Consider the following 19,173-nt stretch of genomic DNA (forward strand, 5'->3'; position numbering starts at 1 on the left):
AGTCAATATTAAATAATAATATATGTTAAATAATCTCAATTGTTTTAAATTTTATATTTAGCTTAAATGTGTATATAAGTTAGACCTTTTTATGAGAAATATATTTATTTATAAAAGAAAGTATATCATCTCTTAATTCATCTCGCACTCTAAAGTCAAAGCTTTTTGACTTACCAAGCCTATTTTGATACTTCAGTATAAAAAGTCCTTTAGAACTTTTGAATTCCCAGCTAGAAATTTTGTTCCAAGGAAGTTTAAATCCTTTATTTTTATGAATACCACCATTAACCATAACGCCATCTTTAGTTAAGTAAAGTTTTGAGTTTATAATAAAAGTTAATAAGTAGCATAGACATATTATAAAGACTTCAATAATATTAAATAGATTGAAGTTTTTATCTGAATAATAGGACGCCGTAAGAAAAATTATGAATAGTATTATTGATGATGCATAATGAAATGCTAAAAAGAAAGTTGGCGGTTGTATGACTTTATATTCTTCCTTAGAATAATTGGATTGAAATTTAAGATAATTATAAAAGTCAAAAACAGCGTTTAAAATGAAAATTGCAATTACCGAGAAAGTTACAATGTTGGCATACACAATACATACCCTCTTTCATTAAGATATTTTAATTATGTTATTATAATAATTTAGGATATATTTTATTATTGAAATTATTCAACAAACAAGGGATATTATCCTGTTGTTTATAATAACTTTACAAAAACTTAATCTTTAGTTAATATATATATTTTAGATTATTGACAACTACTTAAAGGTAGTTTATAATCTTTTTGAATGAAAAACTATGATTAGGGCAAGTACTTAAGTTTCTACCTTCAGAGAGTGGCTGGTTGGTGAGAAGTCACGGAAAGACTTAAGGAAAATCACCTAGGAGTTGGAAGCTGAAAGGAATATTCTGATTAAGCTATCTCGTTAGCCTGCGTTAAAGGATAGAGTATGATTGTACTCGAGATTAACTGTCAGAAATTAGGACTTCTTAATGGAAGTTTTATAATTTCATACATAGGGGCAGTGTGCAACCTTAGGTGGTATAGCGAATCCAACTTCGTCCTTTAGGATGGGGTTTTTTTGTTTTGTAGAAACTATATTAAAAAGACAGAAGAGAAAAGACTAGATATGAAAATTTTTGTAAATAATAATATTTATAGAGTGCGCAGATGAAAGGAGATGGGAATATGTACAAAAAGGTTGATCCTTCAAGAAGCGTTGTGGACATGGAAAAAGAAATCGCACAGCTTTGGAAAGAGAAGGATGTTATTAAGAAGAACTTTGATTTAAATAAAGGTGGCGAATATTTCACATTTTACGATGGTCCTCCAACAGCAAATGGAAAGCCACACGTAGGACATATATTAACAAGAGTTATGAAGGATATTATTCCAAGATACAAGGTAATGAAGGGATATAGAGTTCTAAGAAAGGCCGGATGGGATACTCATGGTCTTCCAGTAGAACTTGAAATAGAAAAGAAGCTTGGTATATCAGGTAAACCACAAATTGAAGAGTTTGGTGTTGAAAAATTCGTTAAGGAATGTAAGGAAAGCGTATTTACTTACGTAAATATGTGGGAACAGATGACAGAGAAGATAGGTTTCTGGGTTGACATGGATAATCCTTATGTTACTTATCATGATAATTACATTGAGTCAGTTTGGTGGGCATTAAGACAAATGTGGGATAAAGGACTTTTATATAAGGGTCATAAAATAGTTCCGTACTGCCCAAGATGTGGTACTGCACTTTCATCTCATGAAGTTGCTCAAGGTTATAAAGATGTTAAGGATGCAACTGCTTTTGTTAAGTTTAAGGTTAAGGGAGAAGAAAACAAGTATATACTTGCTTGGACAACAACTCCGTGGACACTACCTTCAAATGTTGCCTTAGCAGTTAACAAAGAATATGACTACGTTGAAGTTCTACACAACCAAGAGCACTTAATCCTTGCTAAAGAACTATTAGACAGAGTTATAGGTGAGGAGTATGAAATAGTAAAACAATTTAAAGGAGCAGAACTTTTAGGAATTCAATATGAGCAATTATTTAAGTTCCATACACCAGAAAAGAAGGCATTCTTTGTTGTACATGGTGATTTTGTAACCCTTTCAGACGGTACAGGAATAGTTCATATAGCTCCTGCATATGGAGAAGAGGATAATCTTGTTGGTAAGAAAAATGATCTACCACTTATTAATCTAGTTAATTCAGAAGGTAACTTTGCAGATGAAGTAGAACCATGGAAGGGAATGTTTGTTAAGAAAGCAGACGCTAAGATTCTTGATTACATGAAGGAAAATAATATGCTTCATAAATCAGAAAAACATCTGCATTCATACCCACACTGCTGGAGATGTGATACTCCACTTTTATACTATCCAAAGGATAGTTGGTTTGTAAAAATGACATCTTTAAGAGATAAGCTTCTTGAAAATAATAACAAGATAAACTGGTACCCAGATAACGTAAGAACAGGAAGATTTGGTAAGTTCCTTGAGAATGTTATAGATTGGGGTATTTCAAGAGATAGATACTGGGGTACACCACTTCCAATTTGGGAATGTGAATGTGGTCATAGAGAGTGTGTTGGAAGTAGAGAAGACCTTGAGAAGAAAGGTATAAATACTCCAAAGGGAGTAGAGTTTCATAAACCATATATAGATCAAGTTAAGCTTAAGTGTGATCATTGTGGTGGAGAAATGACAAGAACTAATGAGGTTATAGACTGCTGGTTCGACTCAGGTTCAATGCCGTTTGCTCAATTACACTATCCTTTTGAAAATAAGGAAATATTTGAAGCTAATTTCCCAGCACAGTTTATTTCAGAAGCTGTTGATCAAACAAGAGGATGGTTCTATACATTACTTGCAATATCTACTGCTATATTTGATATAAATTCCTTTGAAAACTGTATAGTGCTTGGACATGTGTTGGATAAGCATGGAATAAAGATGTCAAAGCATAAAGGAAATGTTGTCGATCCGTTTGATGTATTAGAGGCTCAAGGAGCTGATGCTACAAGATGGCACTTCTATACTGCTAGTGCACCATGGCTTCCAACAAGATTTTCAATAGATGATGTAGCAGAAGCTCAAAGGAAATTTTTAAGCACATTATGGAATGTATATTCATTCTATGTGCTATATGCTAATATTGATAAGTTTGATGCAACTAAGTATGTTAATTTTGTTTCAGATAACGTAATGGATAAGTGGATAATGTCAAGACTTAACACGTTAGTTCAAGATGTTGCAAACCACTTAGATGGCTATAGAATAACTCAAGCAGCACTTGCAGTAGAAGAATTTACTGATGAGTTATCAAATTGGTATGTAAGAAGAAATAGAGCTAGATACTGGAGCGAGGAGTTAACAGATGATAAGATAGGAGCTTATGTAACTCTATACAGAGTGCTAGCAACTCTTGTTAAGGTAGCAGCACCATTTGTTCCATTTATGACAGAAGAGATTTATCAAAATCTTGTGGTTAATCTTGATAAGAATGCTCCAGAAAGTCTTCACCTATGCAGATGGCCAGAATTTAATTCTGAATTAGTTGATAAGAAGCTTGAAGAAGAAATGGAACTTGCATACTCAATAGTTAAACTTGGAAGAAGTGCGAGAAATGGAGCTAATATAAAGAATAGACAGCCACTTTCAAAAATGTTAGTTTCAACTAAGTCACTTCCAGAGTACTATGGAGATATAATAAAGGATGAGCTTAACATTAAAGAAGTTGAATTTGGTGCTGATCTTTCTAAGTACGTTAACTTTGAAATCAAACCAAACTTACCTGTATTAGGAAAGGCGTATGGTAAGCTTATACCAGGAATAAGAAAAGAAATAGCAGCTAGAAACCAAATGGAGCTTGCTCAAAAGGTTCAAAATGGCGGAAGTGAAACCATAATTGTAAATGGTACTGAAATAGTTCTTAATAACGAAAATCTTCTTGTAACAATGCAAGGATTAGAAGGCTTTGCTTTTGCTGGAGAAGGTGCAATAGGGGTTGTTCTTGATACAACAATCACTGAAAAGTTAAAAGAAGAAGGACACCTAAGAGAAATAATCTCTAAGATTCAAAATATGAGAAAGGAAAGCGGCTTCCAAGTATCAGATAAGATCAGCCTTTATGTAGCACATAATGATATGCTTTTAGAGGTTGTAAAGAAGTTTGCTGAAAATATAAAGAGAGAAACTTTAACTGTTGATATAGTATATAATGGTGAAGTACAATACACTGAATGCAACATCAACGGAGAAAAATTCGATATGGCTGTAGAAAAGCTTTAATAATAACTTACAAAAGGTCTTGCTCCTAAACTTAAAGGAGTAAGACCTTTTAACTACTATTATAACCCCAGAATAAAGTCATATATGAATTTTGTACGACTTTATTTGTTGGAATTTCACAAAGTAAAATCTGAATAAAAGTTAATAGATGCGAGTACTATTTATTTTTATAAGTATTTAATATTATTTAAATCCTGAGCTTGTAATTATTACTAGTATATTTAAAAGATATTACTATCTCCACTTTTTATAGCCCTCATACATATGATATATTTCTTTAAATCCATTATTTTCAAGAAACAGGACTACTGCTGGACTTCTTCTCCCACTTTGACAGTGCACTATAACTGGTTTATCATAATACTCTTCTATTTCGTGTATTCTAAGAGGAAGTTCATTTGCTGGTATTGGTATTGATTCAAGTATGTGCCCAACAGTATATTCTTCTTGAGTTCTAACATCCAACACTAAAACGTTTTCATTATCGTTTATAAGTTTTTTGGCTTCGGCAATAGTAATTTGATTCATTATTATTCCCTCCCAAAATATTTTATAAATTACATTTTGTTAAATACAGAACTATATTAACATTATATTACAATTATATCATATTTTACATAATGGATTTCGTTAAGGACGTTCTGCAAATAAATATAGGAAACGTTTAAATGAGGTGTATTTTATCACTTTTTTACGCAAAATATAAATAAATCGACATAATACCGTTTATTTCCTTGTAATACAATTCTTTAGATATTATAATATTTCTTATTGAAACCAATTATAGGAGTTGATGGGTGAATGTCTGTTTCAATTAAAGATGTCGCTAAAGAAGCTGGAGTTTCAATTGCTACTGTTTCTAGAGTATTAAATGATATTGATGTTGTAAATGAAGAAACTAAGAAAAAAGTATTAGATGCAATAAAAAAGCTTGGATACAGACCTAACATAGTTGCACGAAGTTTAAAAACTCAGAGAACAAAAACCATAGGAATTCTCATTCCGGATATTTCTAGTCAATTTTATCCGGAAGTAGTTAGAGGAGCAGAGGATGTTTCTAATATTTATGACTATAATGTAATTTTATGTAACTCTGATGTTGATGTGGAAAAGGAAAAGGAGTATCTTAAGGTTCTTAAAGAAAAGATGGTTGATGGAGTTCTTTATATGAGTAGTTCTCTTGATGATGAAATTCTTGATCTTATTAATGAGCTTGACCTTAAGACTGTACTTGTTGAAACTAAGGATAAAGAAGGTTCATTACCAAGTGTAACTGTAGATAATGTTCAAGCAATTTACGATGCTACAAACTATATTTTGGATAAAGGGGCCAATAAAGTGGCCTACATAGGAAAGAGAAGAGATGTTAATACTGCTTGGAGTGCTAGATACCTTGGATATGAAAAGGCGCTTCAAGAAAGAGGAATTGAAGTTGATGAGAATTATGTATTTTGTGATACTTTAAGAGTTAAGACAGGGCATGAAGGTGTTATGTCAATCCTTGAAAAGGGCGGAAAACCAGATGCCATAATTTGTGCTTCTGATGAAATTGCTATGGGAGCTATAAATACTTTAAGAGAAAATGGGATAAAGGTACCTGAAGAAGTAAGTGTTATTGGTTTCAGTAATATTTATGCAGCAGATATATTCTATCCAAAGTTAACAACAATAGCTCAGCCTATGTATGACATGGGTTCAATAGCAATGAGAATGCTCATAAAAATTATAAATCAAAAACCATTAGATGAAGGGCATGTTGTTCTTCAACATAATTTAATAGAGCGAGAAAGTTCTAGGTAAAAAAAGCATGCTGTATAGCATGCTTTTTTACTTTCTTTAGAATAGTTAAGTTTTATCTTATAAATCTACCTTCACTACCATCAGTTTTAATTGTATAAAAAATATAGCTGTTTTTATCTGTTATATAAATTGGGAATAAAAAAATTCTATCTTTTACTAAAAATATTTGTCCAGGATAAAGGTTATCCTTTGAAACATTAGATATAGTTTTAGTGTTTAAATTATACTTCTTTAAGAAAAAGTCATTATTTTCATAATTTCTAACATCGTTTGCGATAAAGTAAATATGGTTTTTATCCAAATTAAATGGTATACAATTTGTATTTGTAGAAGCGTATGAGAATAGAGTTTTTTTATTGCAAGTTTTTATGTTATATTGAATCAAATAGACTTTATTATTACTAGAAGTATCCCCCTTGGTGATATGTGAACGGCTATAATAAATATAATCATTATCTACAATAAAATTTAATATAGTATCATTTAACACCTTGGTCAATCTCGTACCGTCTAAATTCATTGAATAAAGGAAAGAAGACCAGTTGTTCGTATTATTCTCAGTGTTTTTAAAATTCATCTGTGTGATAGTTTGAAGATATATTTTATCATTAATCACTACTAAGTTAGATACATAAAGTATATCTTCTTTCAATTGAATTGGATCAAGTTTTTGACCATTAATGTGGATTCTAAAAACACATTTTTTTTCAGGTTTTAAGTAATAAATTATATCTTTATAAATATAATATGAGATACATGTATCGTCAATGTTTATGGTGTCTTCTCCAGTTAAAGAAGTTTTTGTGAGAGTTTCGTTTAAGGTTATATAGTAAAGAGTATTATTTATTATGCACATCATTTTTCCTGCAGGAATATTAAGTTTCTTCATCATAGTTGAACCATCGGACATTACTCTATAAATTTGTTTTTCAAGAGCTATTATTGTAGAAAAATATATATACGGTTCATTATAAGTGATAAACCCTCCATTTCTCATGTTTCCTTGTAAAGTAGGTTCATAAAAAGTTTTTGATAAAACTTGGCTTGCTGTCATTTCACGAAGTGAAATCTGACTCAATCTCAGTAGGCTCGGTGCCTGCTTAGATTTATTGATAGGTACAGTTAATGAAGAAGGGCTAAGGGTAATATACTCCTTTAGTTGCTTTTTAGATATATTAGTTGTTTGTTCAATGGCTTGAACAGTGGGTATTACTTTTAAATACTTAAAATATATTACATAGTGTGAGAAAAAGGCTATAGCAGCTATTATATTATAAATAATGGGAAGTGGTATGTGTTTTTTTTTCATCTAAATCACCTTTATTAGTATTTCCCATAGTGGTATTTTCTTAGTATTTTTTTTGATTTAATTTTAGTATAGATAGATAATGATTAAAAATAAGTTAATAGAAATAAAAAGACTATTAAGATAAAGATAACAGAAGATCAGAGCATATGGTTATAAAAATAAAACTGAGCAGGTATCGAACTTGCTCAGTTTTAGCTAGATTTCACTTTGTGAAGTCGCAATAAACTAAAAGACAACTTGTATCTTTAGTCGTCTTTGTAATAAGTAATATTAAATAAAACTATACTAAATTATTCCTTCAGTCTTTAATATATCTTCAAGCTCCTGAACTTTTTCCGTTAGCACTAAGAATTGTTCTTTTAAGTTATCCTTAGATAATTCATTATTATCTAAGCTTTTTTCTATTGCTTCAACAGTTTGAAGTGCCTCATCAATGTCTTGCTGAGCTATCTTTAGATTTTTTTCATCCATTAAAAACTCTCCTTTATTTTTGTGAATTAAGTATGCTATCACAGATACACAACTTTATAATTCAATTGATAATTCATGAAAAAGCGTTGCATGTCGAGGCTATTTTCATGAATTGTTTAAGGATTAAAGCTGTATATCTTTATAAGTTTTAAATTATTAGTTTCTAAAAGTATAGTTTTATGTTATCACTACTAAATTATCTATGCAAGGCATATATTATATGGAATTTAATAAGTTTTTGGAGGAAGATATGATTAATTACATATGGTTTACAATGGTATTACTAGGTATAGCAATAGGAATATTTACTGGTAATGGAGAGCTGATTTCAAAAGCAATCATAGACTCAGCTTCCTCAACCACTGATTTAATGCTGGGATTAATGGGAGTAATGTGCTTTTGGTGTGGAACAATGAAGGTAGCTGAAAAAAGTGGTTTAACAGATAAATTAGCCAATCTTTTAAAACCTTTTTTAAGAATACTCTTTAAAGGGGCAGCAAGGGATGATAAGGCTTTAGGTGCAATAGTAATGAATCTTACAGCTAATATGTTCGGGTTGTCTAATGCGGCAACACCCTTTGGTATAAAAGCTATGGAAGAGATGGACAAGTTAAATGATAAGAAAGAAATGGCTACTAATGATATGGCACTTTTTCTTGTAATTAATGCTGCTTGTATACAACTAGTACCTTCAACTGTAATATCTATAAGAGCTGCTGAAGGATCCTCTAATCCAGGGATTATAATAATTCCAGCTACTATAGCAACAGGAGTAGCTGCTTTAGTGGGAGTTATATGTTGTAAAATCCTTCAGAGGTATTTTTAAGGAGGATAAATATGTTTATATATCTATTAAAGAGCATTATACCTCTTATGTTTATTATTATAATAGCTTATGGTATGGTAACTGGTAAAAAGGTTTATGAATGGTTTGTAGAAGGGGCAAAGGAAGGACTTAAAGTTAATTATAAAATTTTTCCCTATCTTTTATCTATGATAATAGCTGTTAGAATATTTAAGGAAGCAAGATTGTTGGACATGATAAATAACTTTTTAGCTCCAGTGGTAGGTCTTATTGGCCTTCCAAGAGAGATAGTACCTTTAATACTTGTTAAACCTATATCAGGAAGTGGAGCTTTAGGAGTTTTTACAGAGATTCTTAAGGAATATGGTCCAGATAGTTACATAGGCGTGGTAGCTTCTGTAATAATGGGAACCACAGAGACTATATTTTATACTATAACAATATATTATGGTGCTGTAGGAGTTAAGAAAATAAGGCATACTCTATGGGCTGCAATTATGGCCGATCTTACAGCTATAATAATGGCAGTTACTATAGTGAGATATTTTTTGTGAAGTGAGTTACGTAGGTAACTTTTTACTTGCTACCATTTCATAAGATGAAATCTAACTCAAACTATATATACACAACTTCATAACTGAATTTGTAATTCATGAAAAAGCATTGGATGTCGAGGCTATTTTCATGAATTTTTTTAGGGGTGAAGTTGTGTATCTTTAGTAGGCTCGATGTCTACTTAACTGAGTTATTGCCATCTAGAAAGTAAAATATGGCTAAAAGTGAATAAGTTTTAGGTTTATTTATTTTTATTGCTATATGATTAAATAATATAGATACGATTTGTTAATGTAATTATTTAATAAATATGTAATATTTAATGAGTAAAGGTATGCTACTATATTTATAGATAGGGGGGGAAGTGTATGATTGAAATAATAAGCGTTTCAAAAAGTTATAATAAAATCAATAATGCGGTTGATGATATTAGCTTAACTATAAACAAAGGAGAAGTTTTTGGTTTTTTAGGACCAAATGGTGCAGGAAAGACTACTACTATTAAGATGATTACTGGAATAATAGCGCCAACTAAAGGAGATATAAAGGTTAGTGGAATAAGTATCACTAAAAATCCCTTAGAAGCAAAGAAAAAGTTCGCTTATGTACCAGATACTCCAGATATGTTCTTAAGACTAAAAGGTATAGAATACCTTAATTTTATGGCAGATGTTTATGGAGTATCAAAGAATGAAAGAAAGAAGAAGATTGAGGATTTAAGCAAACGCTTTGACATGGAAAGTGCGTTAGGGGATAAACTTCAAACTTATTCTCATGGTATGAGACAAAAAATTGTGGTGATGGGAGCACTAATCCATGATCCAGAGGTTTGGATACTAGATGAACCGTTAACTGGATTGGATCCTAAGTCGGCCTATATTTTAAAGGAAATGATGAGAGAACATACTGATGCAGGAAAAACTGTTTTCTTCTCCACCCACGTTTTAGATGTTGCAGAAAAGGTATGTGATAGAGTAGCTATAATAAATAAAGGCAAAATATTGTTCTGCGGAACGTTAGCAGAAATGAAGGAGCATTTTAAGGCTAATGAATCATTAGAGCAGATGTTCTTGGAGTTAACAGAAAATGAATAAAGTATGGATTCTTACTAAGGTTTTCTTAAAAACAGGTTTTGGAGAAGGAACGAGAATAAAGAAACAAAACAATTCTAAGATATTTAATATAGTTCTCTTACTAGTTACTATGCCCATGATACTTTTCAGTATAGGAATTACAGTATTTGGAGTGTTTGAAGGGCTAAAAATGATAAATCAAGAGGATCTACTTATTGGCTTAGCTTATAATATTTCATCTGTGATTACATTTGTATTTGGAATAATGTCAGTGATGAGTATATTTTATTTTTCAAAAGACATAAATTTTGTATTGCCGCTACCTTTTAGGCCGAGGGAAATAACCCTAGCAAAATTCATAACAGTAGTAATATACCAGTATGTAGTAACTGCTTTTATCTTAATTCCAACTATATTTATATATGGAGTTAGAACAGGTGCAGAGATCGGTTTTTACCTTACATCATTAATTTGTTTTATATTACTTCCTATACTTCCCACAGTATACTGTTCTCTTATTTCTATGATATTAATGAATTTTACTAATTTATCAAAACATAAAGATGCTTTTAAGATATTCACTGGATTTTTAGCTATAGCTATTGCTATAATAGTAAATTTCTTTTCAACTAAAATGGGAGCAAATGCTACAAATGGGCCAGGAGGCATTGCTGATGTAGCCAATTTAGGGAAGAATGTATTGATAGATAAGCTCTCAAACTTCTTTATAACGGCAAAGGTAGGAGCTTATGCAACAGTGGGAGATACTCCTTCAAAGATTTTAATAAATATCACATTATTTATATTAATAAATGTTTTAGCTGTAATAATATTTTCCTTAGTTACAGATAAGTTTTATTTTAAAGGAGCAGTAGGCGCTTCAGAAAGCTATGGAAGCAGAAAAAAACTTAAGGAAGAAGTTTTTCAGAAAAGTCTAATAGAAAAATCTCCTTTAAAGACATGGCTAGTAAAAGAATTAACTATACTTGTTAGAACACCAGCTTATCTTTTAAATTGTGTATCAACAATAGTTATTATCCCAATAATATTAGTAATGCCTATTTTAGCAGAAGAAAATTTTGAAACTGCAGTTTCTAGTGCAAGGAGGTTTTTATCAAATAGCTCCAATTTTACTATAATTATAGCTGCTACTTTTGGTATAGTATTATTTATTTCTTCCACTAATCCAACGGCTTCAACCTCCATATCAAGAGAGGGAGACAATTTATATATATCAAAATTCCTCCCTGTAGACTATTTAACTCAACTAACGGCTAAAATTCTTAGTGCTATAATAATCAACGGAGCTTTAATTTTAATTGCAGTTGTTGTGATGATTTTGCTAGGAGGTTCTGTTACGGTAATATTGTTAATATTAATTTTAGCAATACTAGAGCTGTACTTTATGGCTGTAGTAGGAGTTCTTATAGATCTTTCATCGCCAAAACTTGTGTGGGATGATGAACAAAAGGCGGTAAAGCAGAATTTAAACCCATTAAAGTGTACTTTAATAGGTTTAATATTAGGAGGTGCTAGTACAGGCGTTACTGTAGCTAGCTGGGTATTTATAAAAGGAAGTTTTATTATTTACTTTGGAATTCTAGCAGTAATAATAATAACTCTTGATGTGGTTATGTATAATTTGCTTAGAACTAAAGGAGTTAAGATGTTTAAAAGCTTAAGTGATTAGAGATATTCATGGATATAGTATTAATAATTAATAAAAAAGGCAATTTTAAAAGATTGCCTTTTTTATTATTGTTATTGCACAAAGTGAAATCTGGCTAAGGCTGAGAGGGCTCGATGCCTACTTAACTTGAGTTTTAATCTTTAAATACAGATATGTCTTTCTTAAATGTTCTTATGTTTTCTTCTAAATATAATAAAAATAAGAATTCCGTCTATGATCCATTGTATTGAAGTAATGATCCAGACATAAATTACTGATAATTTTAGAAGGTATATTATTACAAACATTAATGGTACCCTTATAATCCAACTGGTGAAAATAGATACTTTTAGTGGACTTTTTGTGTCACCATTACCTTTAAGTGCTCCGCCCACTACCATGGAGATTGCTATAAAAGGTTGTTCTATAGCAGCTATCATAAGACATAAAGCTCCTAATCTTATTACCTCTTGTTCTGATGAATTTATAAATAAAGAAATTAGTGTTCTAGGAAATAAGAAAAATAGCATTGAGCAAAAGGTCATCACTAAGGTTGCTAAAAAAATAGATACATATGCATATTCTTTTGCGCCCTTGTAGTCTTTTTCACCAATCTTATGACCTACTAGTGCTGTTGCAGCAACAGCAAAACCCCAACCAGGCATAAAAGATATTGATTCTATAGCCGTAGTAATTTGATTAGCTGCAAAGGCTATGCTTCCTAAAGATACAATAAAGAAATTACTTAATAGTCTGCTTATGCTAAAGGCACCCTCTTGAAATGATGATGGTATTGAAAGGTCAAATAATCCTTTCAGCATAGAAGTATTCAAATCTTTAATATACTTTAATCTTACCTTTATTGATGACACATTGTACATATAGAATACAATAAATAAAAATCCTATAATTTGAGCAGTTGTTGTAGCTATCGCTGCTCCCATTGTTCCTAATGTAGGAAATCCAAGCTTACCAAAGATTAAAATATAATCTAATGAAAGGTTAACTATGTTTACAATAATTGATGCTAAAAGTGGGGTTTTAGTATTACCAAATCCTCTTAAAGCTGCATTTAAAGCGTTCATTATCATATTAAATCCAATACCAATGGAAGTGATTTTCATATAAACTGATCCTAGAATTACAACTTGTTTTTCTGCGCCCACAGCTGTTAACAGGTGTGTAGAAAGTAGGAAGAAGGTTAGACTGAAAAGTATAGATATAAATAGAGAAGTTAAAAAGCCTAAAGTAGCATATTCTTCCGCCATAGCATATTCTTTTGCTCCTACGTTTCTTGCCACAAGTGAAGTAATGCCTATAGATATACCACAAGATATTAAAATGTTAGAAAAAGTATATAATATCTCTGAACTTAATCCTACACTACTTAGAGCCAAATTACCTCCGTATTGACCAACCATCATGGTATCAAAAACCCATATCATCATATATAAGGTCATTTCACCCACAGCAGGAAGGGCAAGCTTTAGTACGTCTTTTACTATTTTTCTATTAAACTTCATAAGCTTCTCCTTTCAAAACATAAGACAATACATTAATAATAAACAAGTTTAATTATTACCGTTAATTCCATATTATATTATCACAAATTTTAAAAATAAAAAAAACATGCCGTCTAAACTGCATGTTTAATAGAGATATATGTTGTATTGTTAGCAATAATATTCCTATGTAAAAAAGCCCCTATTTATCTTTGCTTATTGCTATTTAATATTTATAAAGTTAAAATTGAGTGAAGTGGAAAACAAAACATATTTTATAGCCCCAAAAATATGTTTAAATGTATTATATCAGATACAAAAAATAAAAAAAGGGGTTTTTAAAGATTAATGATTAATTGCGTATTAGAGGGAAAATACCTGGAAGAGTACAATAATAATCTCTATTATCGATTAATTATCCTAAATAATAGTTGATTTTGCAGAACTAAAATAATAGTAGAAGGACAGATTGAAGGATTTGTTTTCTTCAAAAGTACAAATTGCTAAAAAGAAGAAGTTTAGTGTTAGTTGAATTTTTGCAGAAACTACAAGTTTATTATAAATATGTTTGTAGGTTTTCTAGTTTTACTATTATTATAAAATAGTAAATGAGGTGATAGATATATGAGAGAGGATAGATTCTATATAGTAAATGAAAAAGTTCTTCCAGAGATATTTCTTAAAGTTATAAAGGTAAAGGAACTTCTTTATACTGGTCAAGTAAAGGATATTACTGAAGGGGCTAGAGAGGTAGGTATAAGTAGAAGTGCTTATTATAAGTATAAGGATTATGTATATCCTATGAGTGAGGGTGTAAATTCAAAGAAGTTAACAATGTATGTGTCGGTGAGTCATGAAGCTGGATCCCTTTCTAGAGTACTTGATGAGGTAGCGGAGGCAAAAGGAAATATACTAACTATAAACCAAGATATTCCTATAAATATGACGTGTTATTGTACTATTACTATAGACGTTTCTAGTATGAATATACAGGTAAATGAATTAATTGAAAGGATTACAAGTATTCCAATAGTGAAAAATGTAAAGGTCTTTGCTATGGAATAATTTGTGTTATAATGCATATAAGAGTAAATATTTAGAAAAAGGAGAGTTATCTATGAAAAAAGAAGTTTTTATCAATAATAGAGAAAGGCTTATGATGGAATTAGAGGATAACTCAGTAGTAATTTTATTTGCAGGAACTGCTCCGAAGAAAAGTGCTGATGAGAATTATCCTTTTACACCCAATAGAAACTTTTACTATATTACTGGCATTGATGAAGAAAAGCATATTGTTATGCTTTCTAAAATAGATAACACTGTTGAAGAAATTATCTTTATACAAAAACCAGATCCTGTTATGGAAAGATGGGTTGGTAAAACTATAACAGAGGATGAAGTTAAAGAGATTTCTGGAATAGATAAGGTTAAGTTTCTTGACGAATTTCATGCAGCATTAAATCAAAAGCTTACAGGTGGAAAGATTGATGTTGTTTACTTAGATTTAGAAAGAAATAGTTTTGAACAAATAGAGACTCAATCACAAAGGTTTGCTTCAGAGGTTATTTTAAGATATCCATATACAAGGATTAAGAATGTATATAATTATATAGTGGAGCTTAGAATGATAAAAGTTCCAGAAGAAGTAGATGAAATAAGAAAAGCTATAAAAATAACTATAGAGGCAGTTAAATTTCTAATGAAGAATATGAAGATAGGAGTTAAAGAATGTGAACTAGAGGCTTATTATGACTTCTATTGTAAAAAGAATGGAGTTAAAGATTATGCCTTTAAGACTATTGCAGCAGCAGGGGTAAATGCTACGATACTTCATTATGTAGACAATAATAGCATTATTAAGCAGGATGATTTGCTTCTTTTTGATTTAGGTGTGCAGGTAAATTACTATAATGCTGATATCACGAGGACCTTTCCTGCAAGTGGAAAATTCACTGAGAGGCAGAAGGCTGTTTATGAAGCAGTTTTAAGAGTAAATGAAAAAATAATCAGTAAAATAAAGCCGGGTATTAATTTTATAGATTTAAATAGCATGGCAACAGATCTTATTGCTGAGGAGTGTATAAAATTAGGTCTCATTACCGACAAGAAAGATGTTAGGAATTACTATTGGCACAGTATAGGGCACAGCTTAGGTTTAGATACACATGACGTAGGCAATAGAAATACTACTCTTAAACCAGGTATGGTATTCACTATAGAGCCAGGAATATATATAGAAGAGGAAGGCATTGGAGTAAGAATAGAGGATGATGTTCTTATTACAGAAGACTGCTGTGAAGTATTAACTAAAGATATGATTAAGTCTGTTAATGATATAGAAGCTTTTATAGTAAGTAAATAAAAAGTTAATGATAAAAGTTTTATACTAAAGATACATCACTTTAAACCGTAAACAATTCATGTTAAATAAAATTTAATAGGCATCGAGCCTGTTAAATTTGAGCCAGATTTCACTTCGTGAAATGGCAGCAAATAGCCTCGGCATTAATACTTTTTCTAAGGATATATAAGTTCAATCATTAATGAATCTTAGAGAAAAGCCTGGTAATTCCATAATTTCCATAAAGTTGTTAATTAAATTATGAACTTGTATATCTGAATTATAAGTTCAGTTATGAAGTTATTTATCTATATTAGACATTAGTTTTAGGAGGATGGTTATGAAATTTTTTAGAGGGAGATATGGGTTTGATCTTTTATCAAAAATTACTGTAATTTTAGGACTTATTTTTTCACTATGGAAATATACTTTTGGACTTGGATTTGTACTATTAATTATAGGGCTTTATAGAGCTTTCTCAAAAGACATTCTAAAGAGAAGTAATGAAGCATTAAGATTCGAGCAATGGCTAAGAAATAAAGCTGTGGAGATAGGTGCGAAGGTCTATGAAAAGAAACAGCAAGGTACTAGGGGATATAATACTTCTATAAAAGAAGTTATTCAGCAGCATAAGGACAAAGTTGAAGTTTGGTATAATCAAAAAAAGAATTTTAAAATAGTTAAATGTTCTCAGTGTGGACAAAAGTTACGACTTCCTAGAAAAAAAGGAAAAGTAATAGTAACCTGTAAAAAGTGTGCCTATGAATTTAAAATGAAAACATAATATTATTTTTAAAAAAGTGATAATTAAATCCATAAAGTGGTATAATAAATATATAATACCATTTAAGGAGCTGGTTACATGATTAATGAGCTTAAAAAAGCTTTACTCATTGGTGTAGGTGCAGTAGCAGCTACATATGAAAAGGCAAATGAACTTATAAGTGAAATGGTACAAAAGGGAAAATTAACTGTAGAAGAAGGTAAAGAACTCACAGAGGAACTTAAAAGAGATTTTAAAGAAAAGACTTCATCTACTACTAATAAGGTAAAGAGTAAGTTTGATGATCTAAAGCCTATTACTAAAGATGATTTAAAAGCTTTTGTTCAAGAAAGTGATATTCCTTCGAGACTAGAATTAGAAGCTTTAAGGAGAAAGATAGAAGAACTTGAAGAAAAGTTAAATAGAAAAGAAGAAAGCTAGGGGAGGACTAACAGTCAGCCCCTTTAATTATATTTAAAAATTAGTAGACTAAAGAAGTATTTATGTAGAGGTGAGATATGAGAAAAAAGTCACTTCAAAGATTTAAAAAAATAATAAAGGTTTTTGCTTTTTATGGGTTTGGATATATTTTTGATAGTAAGATAAGTGAGGAAAAAAAGTCTCCAGCAAACTTAAGAAAAGCTTTTGAAGAATTAGGTCCAACATTTATTAAAATTGGACAGATTTTAAGTACTCGTACAGATATCCTGCCTGAAGAATATGTGAGAGAATTGTCAAAACTACAGGATAGCGTTCCTTCTGAAAGCTTTAGTATTATAAATCATGTTTTTGAACAGGAGTTTAATAAACCCATATATGAGGTTTTTACATATTTTCAAGAGAAACCTCTTGCATCAGCTTCAGTGGCTCAAGTTCATGAGGGCATTTTAGAGGATGGGAGAGAGGTTGTTATTAAGCTTCAGAGACCCAATATCTATGAGAAAATGCATTTAGATATTAGCATTTTAATGAGAATTGTAAGGTTTAGAAAAGAAAAATTCAATGAGATGCTTATTGATCCTTTAGATGTGCTTCAGGAAATATTGAATGCTACTGAGAAAGAATTAGACTTTAAAAGAGAATGTGAAAACGTTAAGAGTTTTAGAAATCTTAATTCTAGCGTAGAGTGTACTTATGCTCCTTACATTGTGGATGAATTTTCATCATCAAGAGTAATAACAATGGAAAACATAAAGGGCTTTAAAATTACAGATATACACTCTATAGAAAGAGAAGGATATGATAGGTGTGATGTGGCAAAGAAGCTTGCCCTTTCTTATTGCAAGCAGATTTTTAATGATGGTTTTTTTCATGGGGATCCTCATCCAGGAAATCTCCTTATATACAATAATAAAATATGTTTTATAGACTTTGGACTTGTAGGTAAGTTGTCTAAAAATCTTCAAAGGTGGCTAAATGAAGCACTGCTTGCGACTGTAACTAAAGATGTAGATAAAATAATTAATTTTATAATGTCTGTAGGTGTTAAAAAGGGAAGAGTAAATAGAAATATACTCTACGAAGATATAGATTACTTATTTCAAAATTACCTATCTACCTCATTAAAAAATATAAAAGTGTCTGTATTGTTAAAAGAGATATTTGAGATAGCAAAGAGAAACAACATACAACTTCCCAAAGAACTTGTGCTTCTTATAAGGGGAATGGTTATACTAGAAGGTGTAATAGCAGAAATAGCTCCAGAAATGGAGATATTAGAAGTGATAATTCCTTTCGTAAAGTCAAAAAATAAGTATTATGTTCTAAATAAGTTATATTCAGATGAATTCATGCTATCACTTTATAATTTTGCAGATGATACATTAAAGCTCCCATCTAAGATAGTTGAACTTTCAGAAAGCCTTATTCAAGGAAGGGTTAAGGTAAATCTTCAAGTGGATGAAATCGGAAAACCGTTGAATCAACTAAATAAGATGGTAAACAGGCTTGTTTTTGGAATTATTGTTGCAGCTATGATAATGGGTTCTTCTATAATAATTAACTCTAATACTAGCCCTAAGATATATGACCTTCCTGTCATAGGTATAACTGGTTATTTTGTTTCAGGAATCTTTAGTCTCTGGCTTTTAGTATCAATAATTAGGTCGGGGAGTCTTAAATAGTTAAATTTATTGTAGTATTATCCTATATGTTTAGGTTATTAATATAATTTATTATTAAATATTGACATTATTTATAACATAAACTAATATTATATTTGGTAAATGCATTGAAAAGAATAGTAGTAAGGATAAGTGTCTAAAGAGAACTGGATTAGGTGAAAGCCAGTGACAGGTACCTTTATGAAGATGGCCTTGGAGCAGATTTCCTGAATTTTTTAGGGAAGTACGGGAGCAACCGTTATATTGCAAAGTGATAAAAGCTTAGTGAATAAGTTAAATTAGTTCTTAAAGAATTAGTTAATTATTAGTTTGCTAGTGGAGTTACTTAGAGAGATGTTTATCGTGAGATAAGCATAAAGTAGAGTGGTACAGCGTATTTTACGCCTCTACATAGACAATAATGTCTATGTAGAGGCGTTTTTATTTGTTGCCATTTCACAAAGTGAAATCT

At 30.7% G+C, this 19,173-nt stretch carries 16 protein-coding genes and 2 other annotated features; of the genes, 11 read left to right on the top strand and 5 right to left on the bottom strand.

What is annotated here, in order from left to right; genetic code table 11:
• Window positions 1–79 precede the first annotated feature (79 nt).
• A complete protein-coding gene (locus CPJCM30710_RS08400; protein ID WP_212903725.1) occupies window positions 80–604 on the bottom strand; it encodes a hypothetical protein in 525 nt (174 codons plus the stop codon).
• Window positions 605–803: 199 nt separating this feature from the next.
• Window positions 804–1,084 (top strand) — a binding site (T-box leader).
• Between the two features lie 119 nt (window positions 1,085–1,203).
• Between CPJCM30710_RS08400 and ileS the strand changes: the two genes are divergently transcribed.
• Window positions 1,204–4,311: an isoleucine--tRNA ligase gene (ileS, locus tag CPJCM30710_RS08405; RefSeq protein WP_212903726.1), complete on the top strand. Its 3,108-nt coding sequence runs from the start codon at window positions 1,204–1,206 to the stop codon at window positions 4,309–4,311.
• A 234-nt stretch (window positions 4,312–4,545) separates the two neighbouring features.
• Here ileS and CPJCM30710_RS08410 read toward each other — a convergent pair whose 3' ends face one another.
• Window positions 4,546–4,839: a rhodanese-like domain-containing protein gene (locus tag CPJCM30710_RS08410; protein WP_212903727.1), complete on the bottom strand. Its 294-nt coding sequence runs from the start codon at window positions 4,837–4,839 to the stop codon at window positions 4,546–4,548.
• A gap of 273 nt (window positions 4,840–5,112) precedes the next feature.
• Between CPJCM30710_RS08410 and CPJCM30710_RS08415 the strand changes: the two genes are divergently transcribed.
• Window positions 5,113–6,111 (top strand): LacI family DNA-binding transcriptional regulator, encoded by a 999-nt coding sequence (locus tag CPJCM30710_RS08415; protein ID WP_212903728.1) that lies wholly within the window; start codon window positions 5,113–5,115, stop codon window positions 6,109–6,111.
• 52 nt (window positions 6,112–6,163) lie between these two features.
• Here CPJCM30710_RS08415 and CPJCM30710_RS08420 read toward each other — a convergent pair whose 3' ends face one another.
• Both CPJCM30710_RS08420 and CPJCM30710_RS08425 read right to left on the bottom strand, forming a co-directional pair.
• Window positions 6,164–7,420: a DUF5050 domain-containing protein gene (locus tag CPJCM30710_RS08420; protein WP_212903729.1), complete on the bottom strand. Its 1,257-nt coding sequence runs from the start codon at window positions 7,418–7,420 to the stop codon at window positions 6,164–6,166.
• Between the two features lie 285 nt (window positions 7,421–7,705).
• Window positions 7,706–7,891: a hypothetical protein gene (locus CPJCM30710_RS08425; protein WP_212903730.1), complete on the bottom strand. Its 186-nt coding sequence runs from the start codon at window positions 7,889–7,891 to the stop codon at window positions 7,706–7,708.
• 250 nt (window positions 7,892–8,141) lie between these two features.
• On the opposite strand from CPJCM30710_RS08425, the gene CPJCM30710_RS08430 reads away from it, so the two are divergent.
• The 4 genes from CPJCM30710_RS08430 to CPJCM30710_RS08445 all read left to right on the top strand — a co-directional run bounded on the left by CPJCM30710_RS08430 (window position 8,142) and on the right by CPJCM30710_RS08445 (window position 12,014).
• Window positions 8,142–8,717, top strand: coding sequence for a nucleoside recognition domain-containing protein (locus CPJCM30710_RS08430; RefSeq protein WP_212903731.1), 576 nt, complete (start codon window positions 8,142–8,144; stop codon window positions 8,715–8,717).
• Between the two features lie 11 nt (window positions 8,718–8,728).
• Complete coding sequence (locus CPJCM30710_RS08435; protein WP_212903732.1) at window positions 8,729–9,250, top strand: spore maturation protein; 522 nt, start codon at window positions 8,729–8,731, stop codon at window positions 9,248–9,250.
• A gap of 369 nt (window positions 9,251–9,619) precedes the next feature.
• Window positions 9,620–10,345: an ABC transporter ATP-binding protein gene (locus CPJCM30710_RS08440; protein ID WP_212903733.1), complete on the top strand. Its 726-nt coding sequence runs from the start codon at window positions 9,620–9,622 to the stop codon at window positions 10,343–10,345.
• A complete protein-coding gene (locus CPJCM30710_RS08445) occupies window positions 10,338–12,014 on the top strand; it encodes a putative ABC transporter permease subunit (protein ID WP_212903734.1) in 1,677 nt (558 codons plus the stop codon). The genes CPJCM30710_RS08440 and CPJCM30710_RS08445 overlap by 8 nt, the downstream gene beginning before the upstream one ends.
• 161 nt (window positions 12,015–12,175) lie before the next feature.
• Here CPJCM30710_RS08445 and CPJCM30710_RS08450 read toward each other — a convergent pair whose 3' ends face one another.
• The gene (locus tag CPJCM30710_RS08450) at window positions 12,176–13,516 is read right to left on the bottom strand and encodes an MATE family efflux transporter (RefSeq protein ID WP_212903735.1); all 1,341 of its coding nucleotides are present in this window, start codon (window positions 13,514–13,516) and stop codon (window positions 12,176–12,178) included.
• A 603-nt stretch (window positions 13,517–14,119) separates the two neighbouring features.
• On the opposite strand from CPJCM30710_RS08450, the gene CPJCM30710_RS08455 reads away from it, so the two are divergent.
• The 5 genes from CPJCM30710_RS08455 (at window position 14,120) to CPJCM30710_RS08475 (ending at window position 18,722) form a co-directional block, all read left to right on the top strand.
• Window positions 14,120–14,560, top strand: coding sequence for an ACT domain-containing protein (locus CPJCM30710_RS08455; RefSeq protein WP_212903736.1), 441 nt, complete (start codon window positions 14,120–14,122; stop codon window positions 14,558–14,560).
• Window positions 14,561–14,612: 52 nt separating this feature from the next.
• The gene (locus CPJCM30710_RS08460) at window positions 14,613–15,857 is read left to right on the top strand and encodes an aminopeptidase P family protein (RefSeq protein ID WP_212903737.1); all 1,245 of its coding nucleotides are present in this window, start codon (window positions 14,613–14,615) and stop codon (window positions 15,855–15,857) included.
• 319 nt (window positions 15,858–16,176) lie between these two features.
• The gene (locus CPJCM30710_RS08465) at window positions 16,177–16,620 is read left to right on the top strand and encodes a hypothetical protein (RefSeq protein ID WP_212903738.1); all 444 of its coding nucleotides are present in this window, start codon (window positions 16,177–16,179) and stop codon (window positions 16,618–16,620) included.
• A gap of 78 nt (window positions 16,621–16,698) precedes the next feature.
• Window positions 16,699–17,040: a phasin family protein gene (locus CPJCM30710_RS08470; protein WP_212903739.1), complete on the top strand. Its 342-nt coding sequence runs from the start codon at window positions 16,699–16,701 to the stop codon at window positions 17,038–17,040.
• Window positions 17,041–17,117: 77 nt separating this feature from the next.
• Complete coding sequence (locus tag CPJCM30710_RS08475; RefSeq protein ID WP_212903740.1) at window positions 17,118–18,722, top strand: ABC1 kinase family protein; 1,605 nt, start codon at window positions 17,118–17,120, stop codon at window positions 18,720–18,722.
• Window positions 18,723–18,820: 98 nt separating this feature from the next.
• Window positions 18,821–19,113: a binding site (T-box leader), on the top strand.
• The last annotated feature ends 60 nt before the right edge of the window (window positions 19,114–19,173 follow it).

The sequence above is a fragment of the Clostridium polyendosporum genome, from assembly GCF_018332455.1.
GTDB lineage: Bacteria > Bacillota > Clostridia > Clostridiales > Clostridiaceae > Clostridium_AY > Clostridium_AY polyendosporum.

What these genes read in the sequence shown, in the direction of transcription:
- CPJCM30710_RS08415 (WP_212903728.1), top strand. Translation starts at nt 5,113, where the DNA reads ATGTCTGTTTCAATTAAAGATGTCGCTAAAGAAGCTGGAGTTTCAATT.
- CPJCM30710_RS08420 (WP_212903729.1), bottom strand. Translation starts at nt 7,420, where the DNA reads ATGAAAAAAAAACACATACCACTTCCCATTATTTATAATATAATAGCT.
- ileS (WP_212903726.1), top strand. Translation starts at nt 1,204, where the DNA reads ATGTACAAAAAGGTTGATCCTTCAAGAAGCGTTGTGGACATGGAAAAA.
- CPJCM30710_RS08425 (WP_212903730.1), bottom strand. Translation starts at nt 7,891, where the DNA reads ATGGATGAAAAAAATCTAAAGATAGCTCAGCAAGACATTGATGAGGCA.
- CPJCM30710_RS08430 (WP_212903731.1), top strand. Translation starts at nt 8,142, where the DNA reads ATGATTAATTACATATGGTTTACAATGGTATTACTAGGTATAGCAATA.
- CPJCM30710_RS08435 (WP_212903732.1), top strand. Translation starts at nt 8,729, where the DNA reads ATGTTTATATATCTATTAAAGAGCATTATACCTCTTATGTTTATTATT.
- CPJCM30710_RS08455 (WP_212903736.1), top strand. Translation starts at nt 14,120, where the DNA reads ATGAGAGAGGATAGATTCTATATAGTAAATGAAAAAGTTCTTCCAGAG.
- CPJCM30710_RS08475 (WP_212903740.1), top strand. Translation starts at nt 17,118, where the DNA reads ATGAGAAAAAAGTCACTTCAAAGATTTAAAAAAATAATAAAGGTTTTT.
- CPJCM30710_RS08465 (WP_212903738.1), top strand. Translation starts at nt 16,177, where the DNA reads ATGAAATTTTTTAGAGGGAGATATGGGTTTGATCTTTTATCAAAAATT.
- CPJCM30710_RS08445 (WP_212903734.1), top strand. Translation starts at nt 10,338, where the DNA reads ATGAATAAAGTATGGATTCTTACTAAGGTTTTCTTAAAAACAGGTTTT.
- CPJCM30710_RS08440 (WP_212903733.1), top strand. Translation starts at nt 9,620, where the DNA reads ATGATTGAAATAATAAGCGTTTCAAAAAGTTATAATAAAATCAATAAT.
- CPJCM30710_RS08470 (WP_212903739.1), top strand. Translation starts at nt 16,699, where the DNA reads ATGATTAATGAGCTTAAAAAAGCTTTACTCATTGGTGTAGGTGCAGTA.
- CPJCM30710_RS08460 (WP_212903737.1), top strand. Translation starts at nt 14,613, where the DNA reads ATGAAAAAAGAAGTTTTTATCAATAATAGAGAAAGGCTTATGATGGAA.
- CPJCM30710_RS08450 (WP_212903735.1), bottom strand. Translation starts at nt 13,516, where the DNA reads ATGAAGTTTAATAGAAAAATAGTAAAAGACGTACTAAAGCTTGCCCTT.
- CPJCM30710_RS08410 (WP_212903727.1), bottom strand. Translation starts at nt 4,839, where the DNA reads ATGAATCAAATTACTATTGCCGAAGCCAAAAAACTTATAAACGATAAT.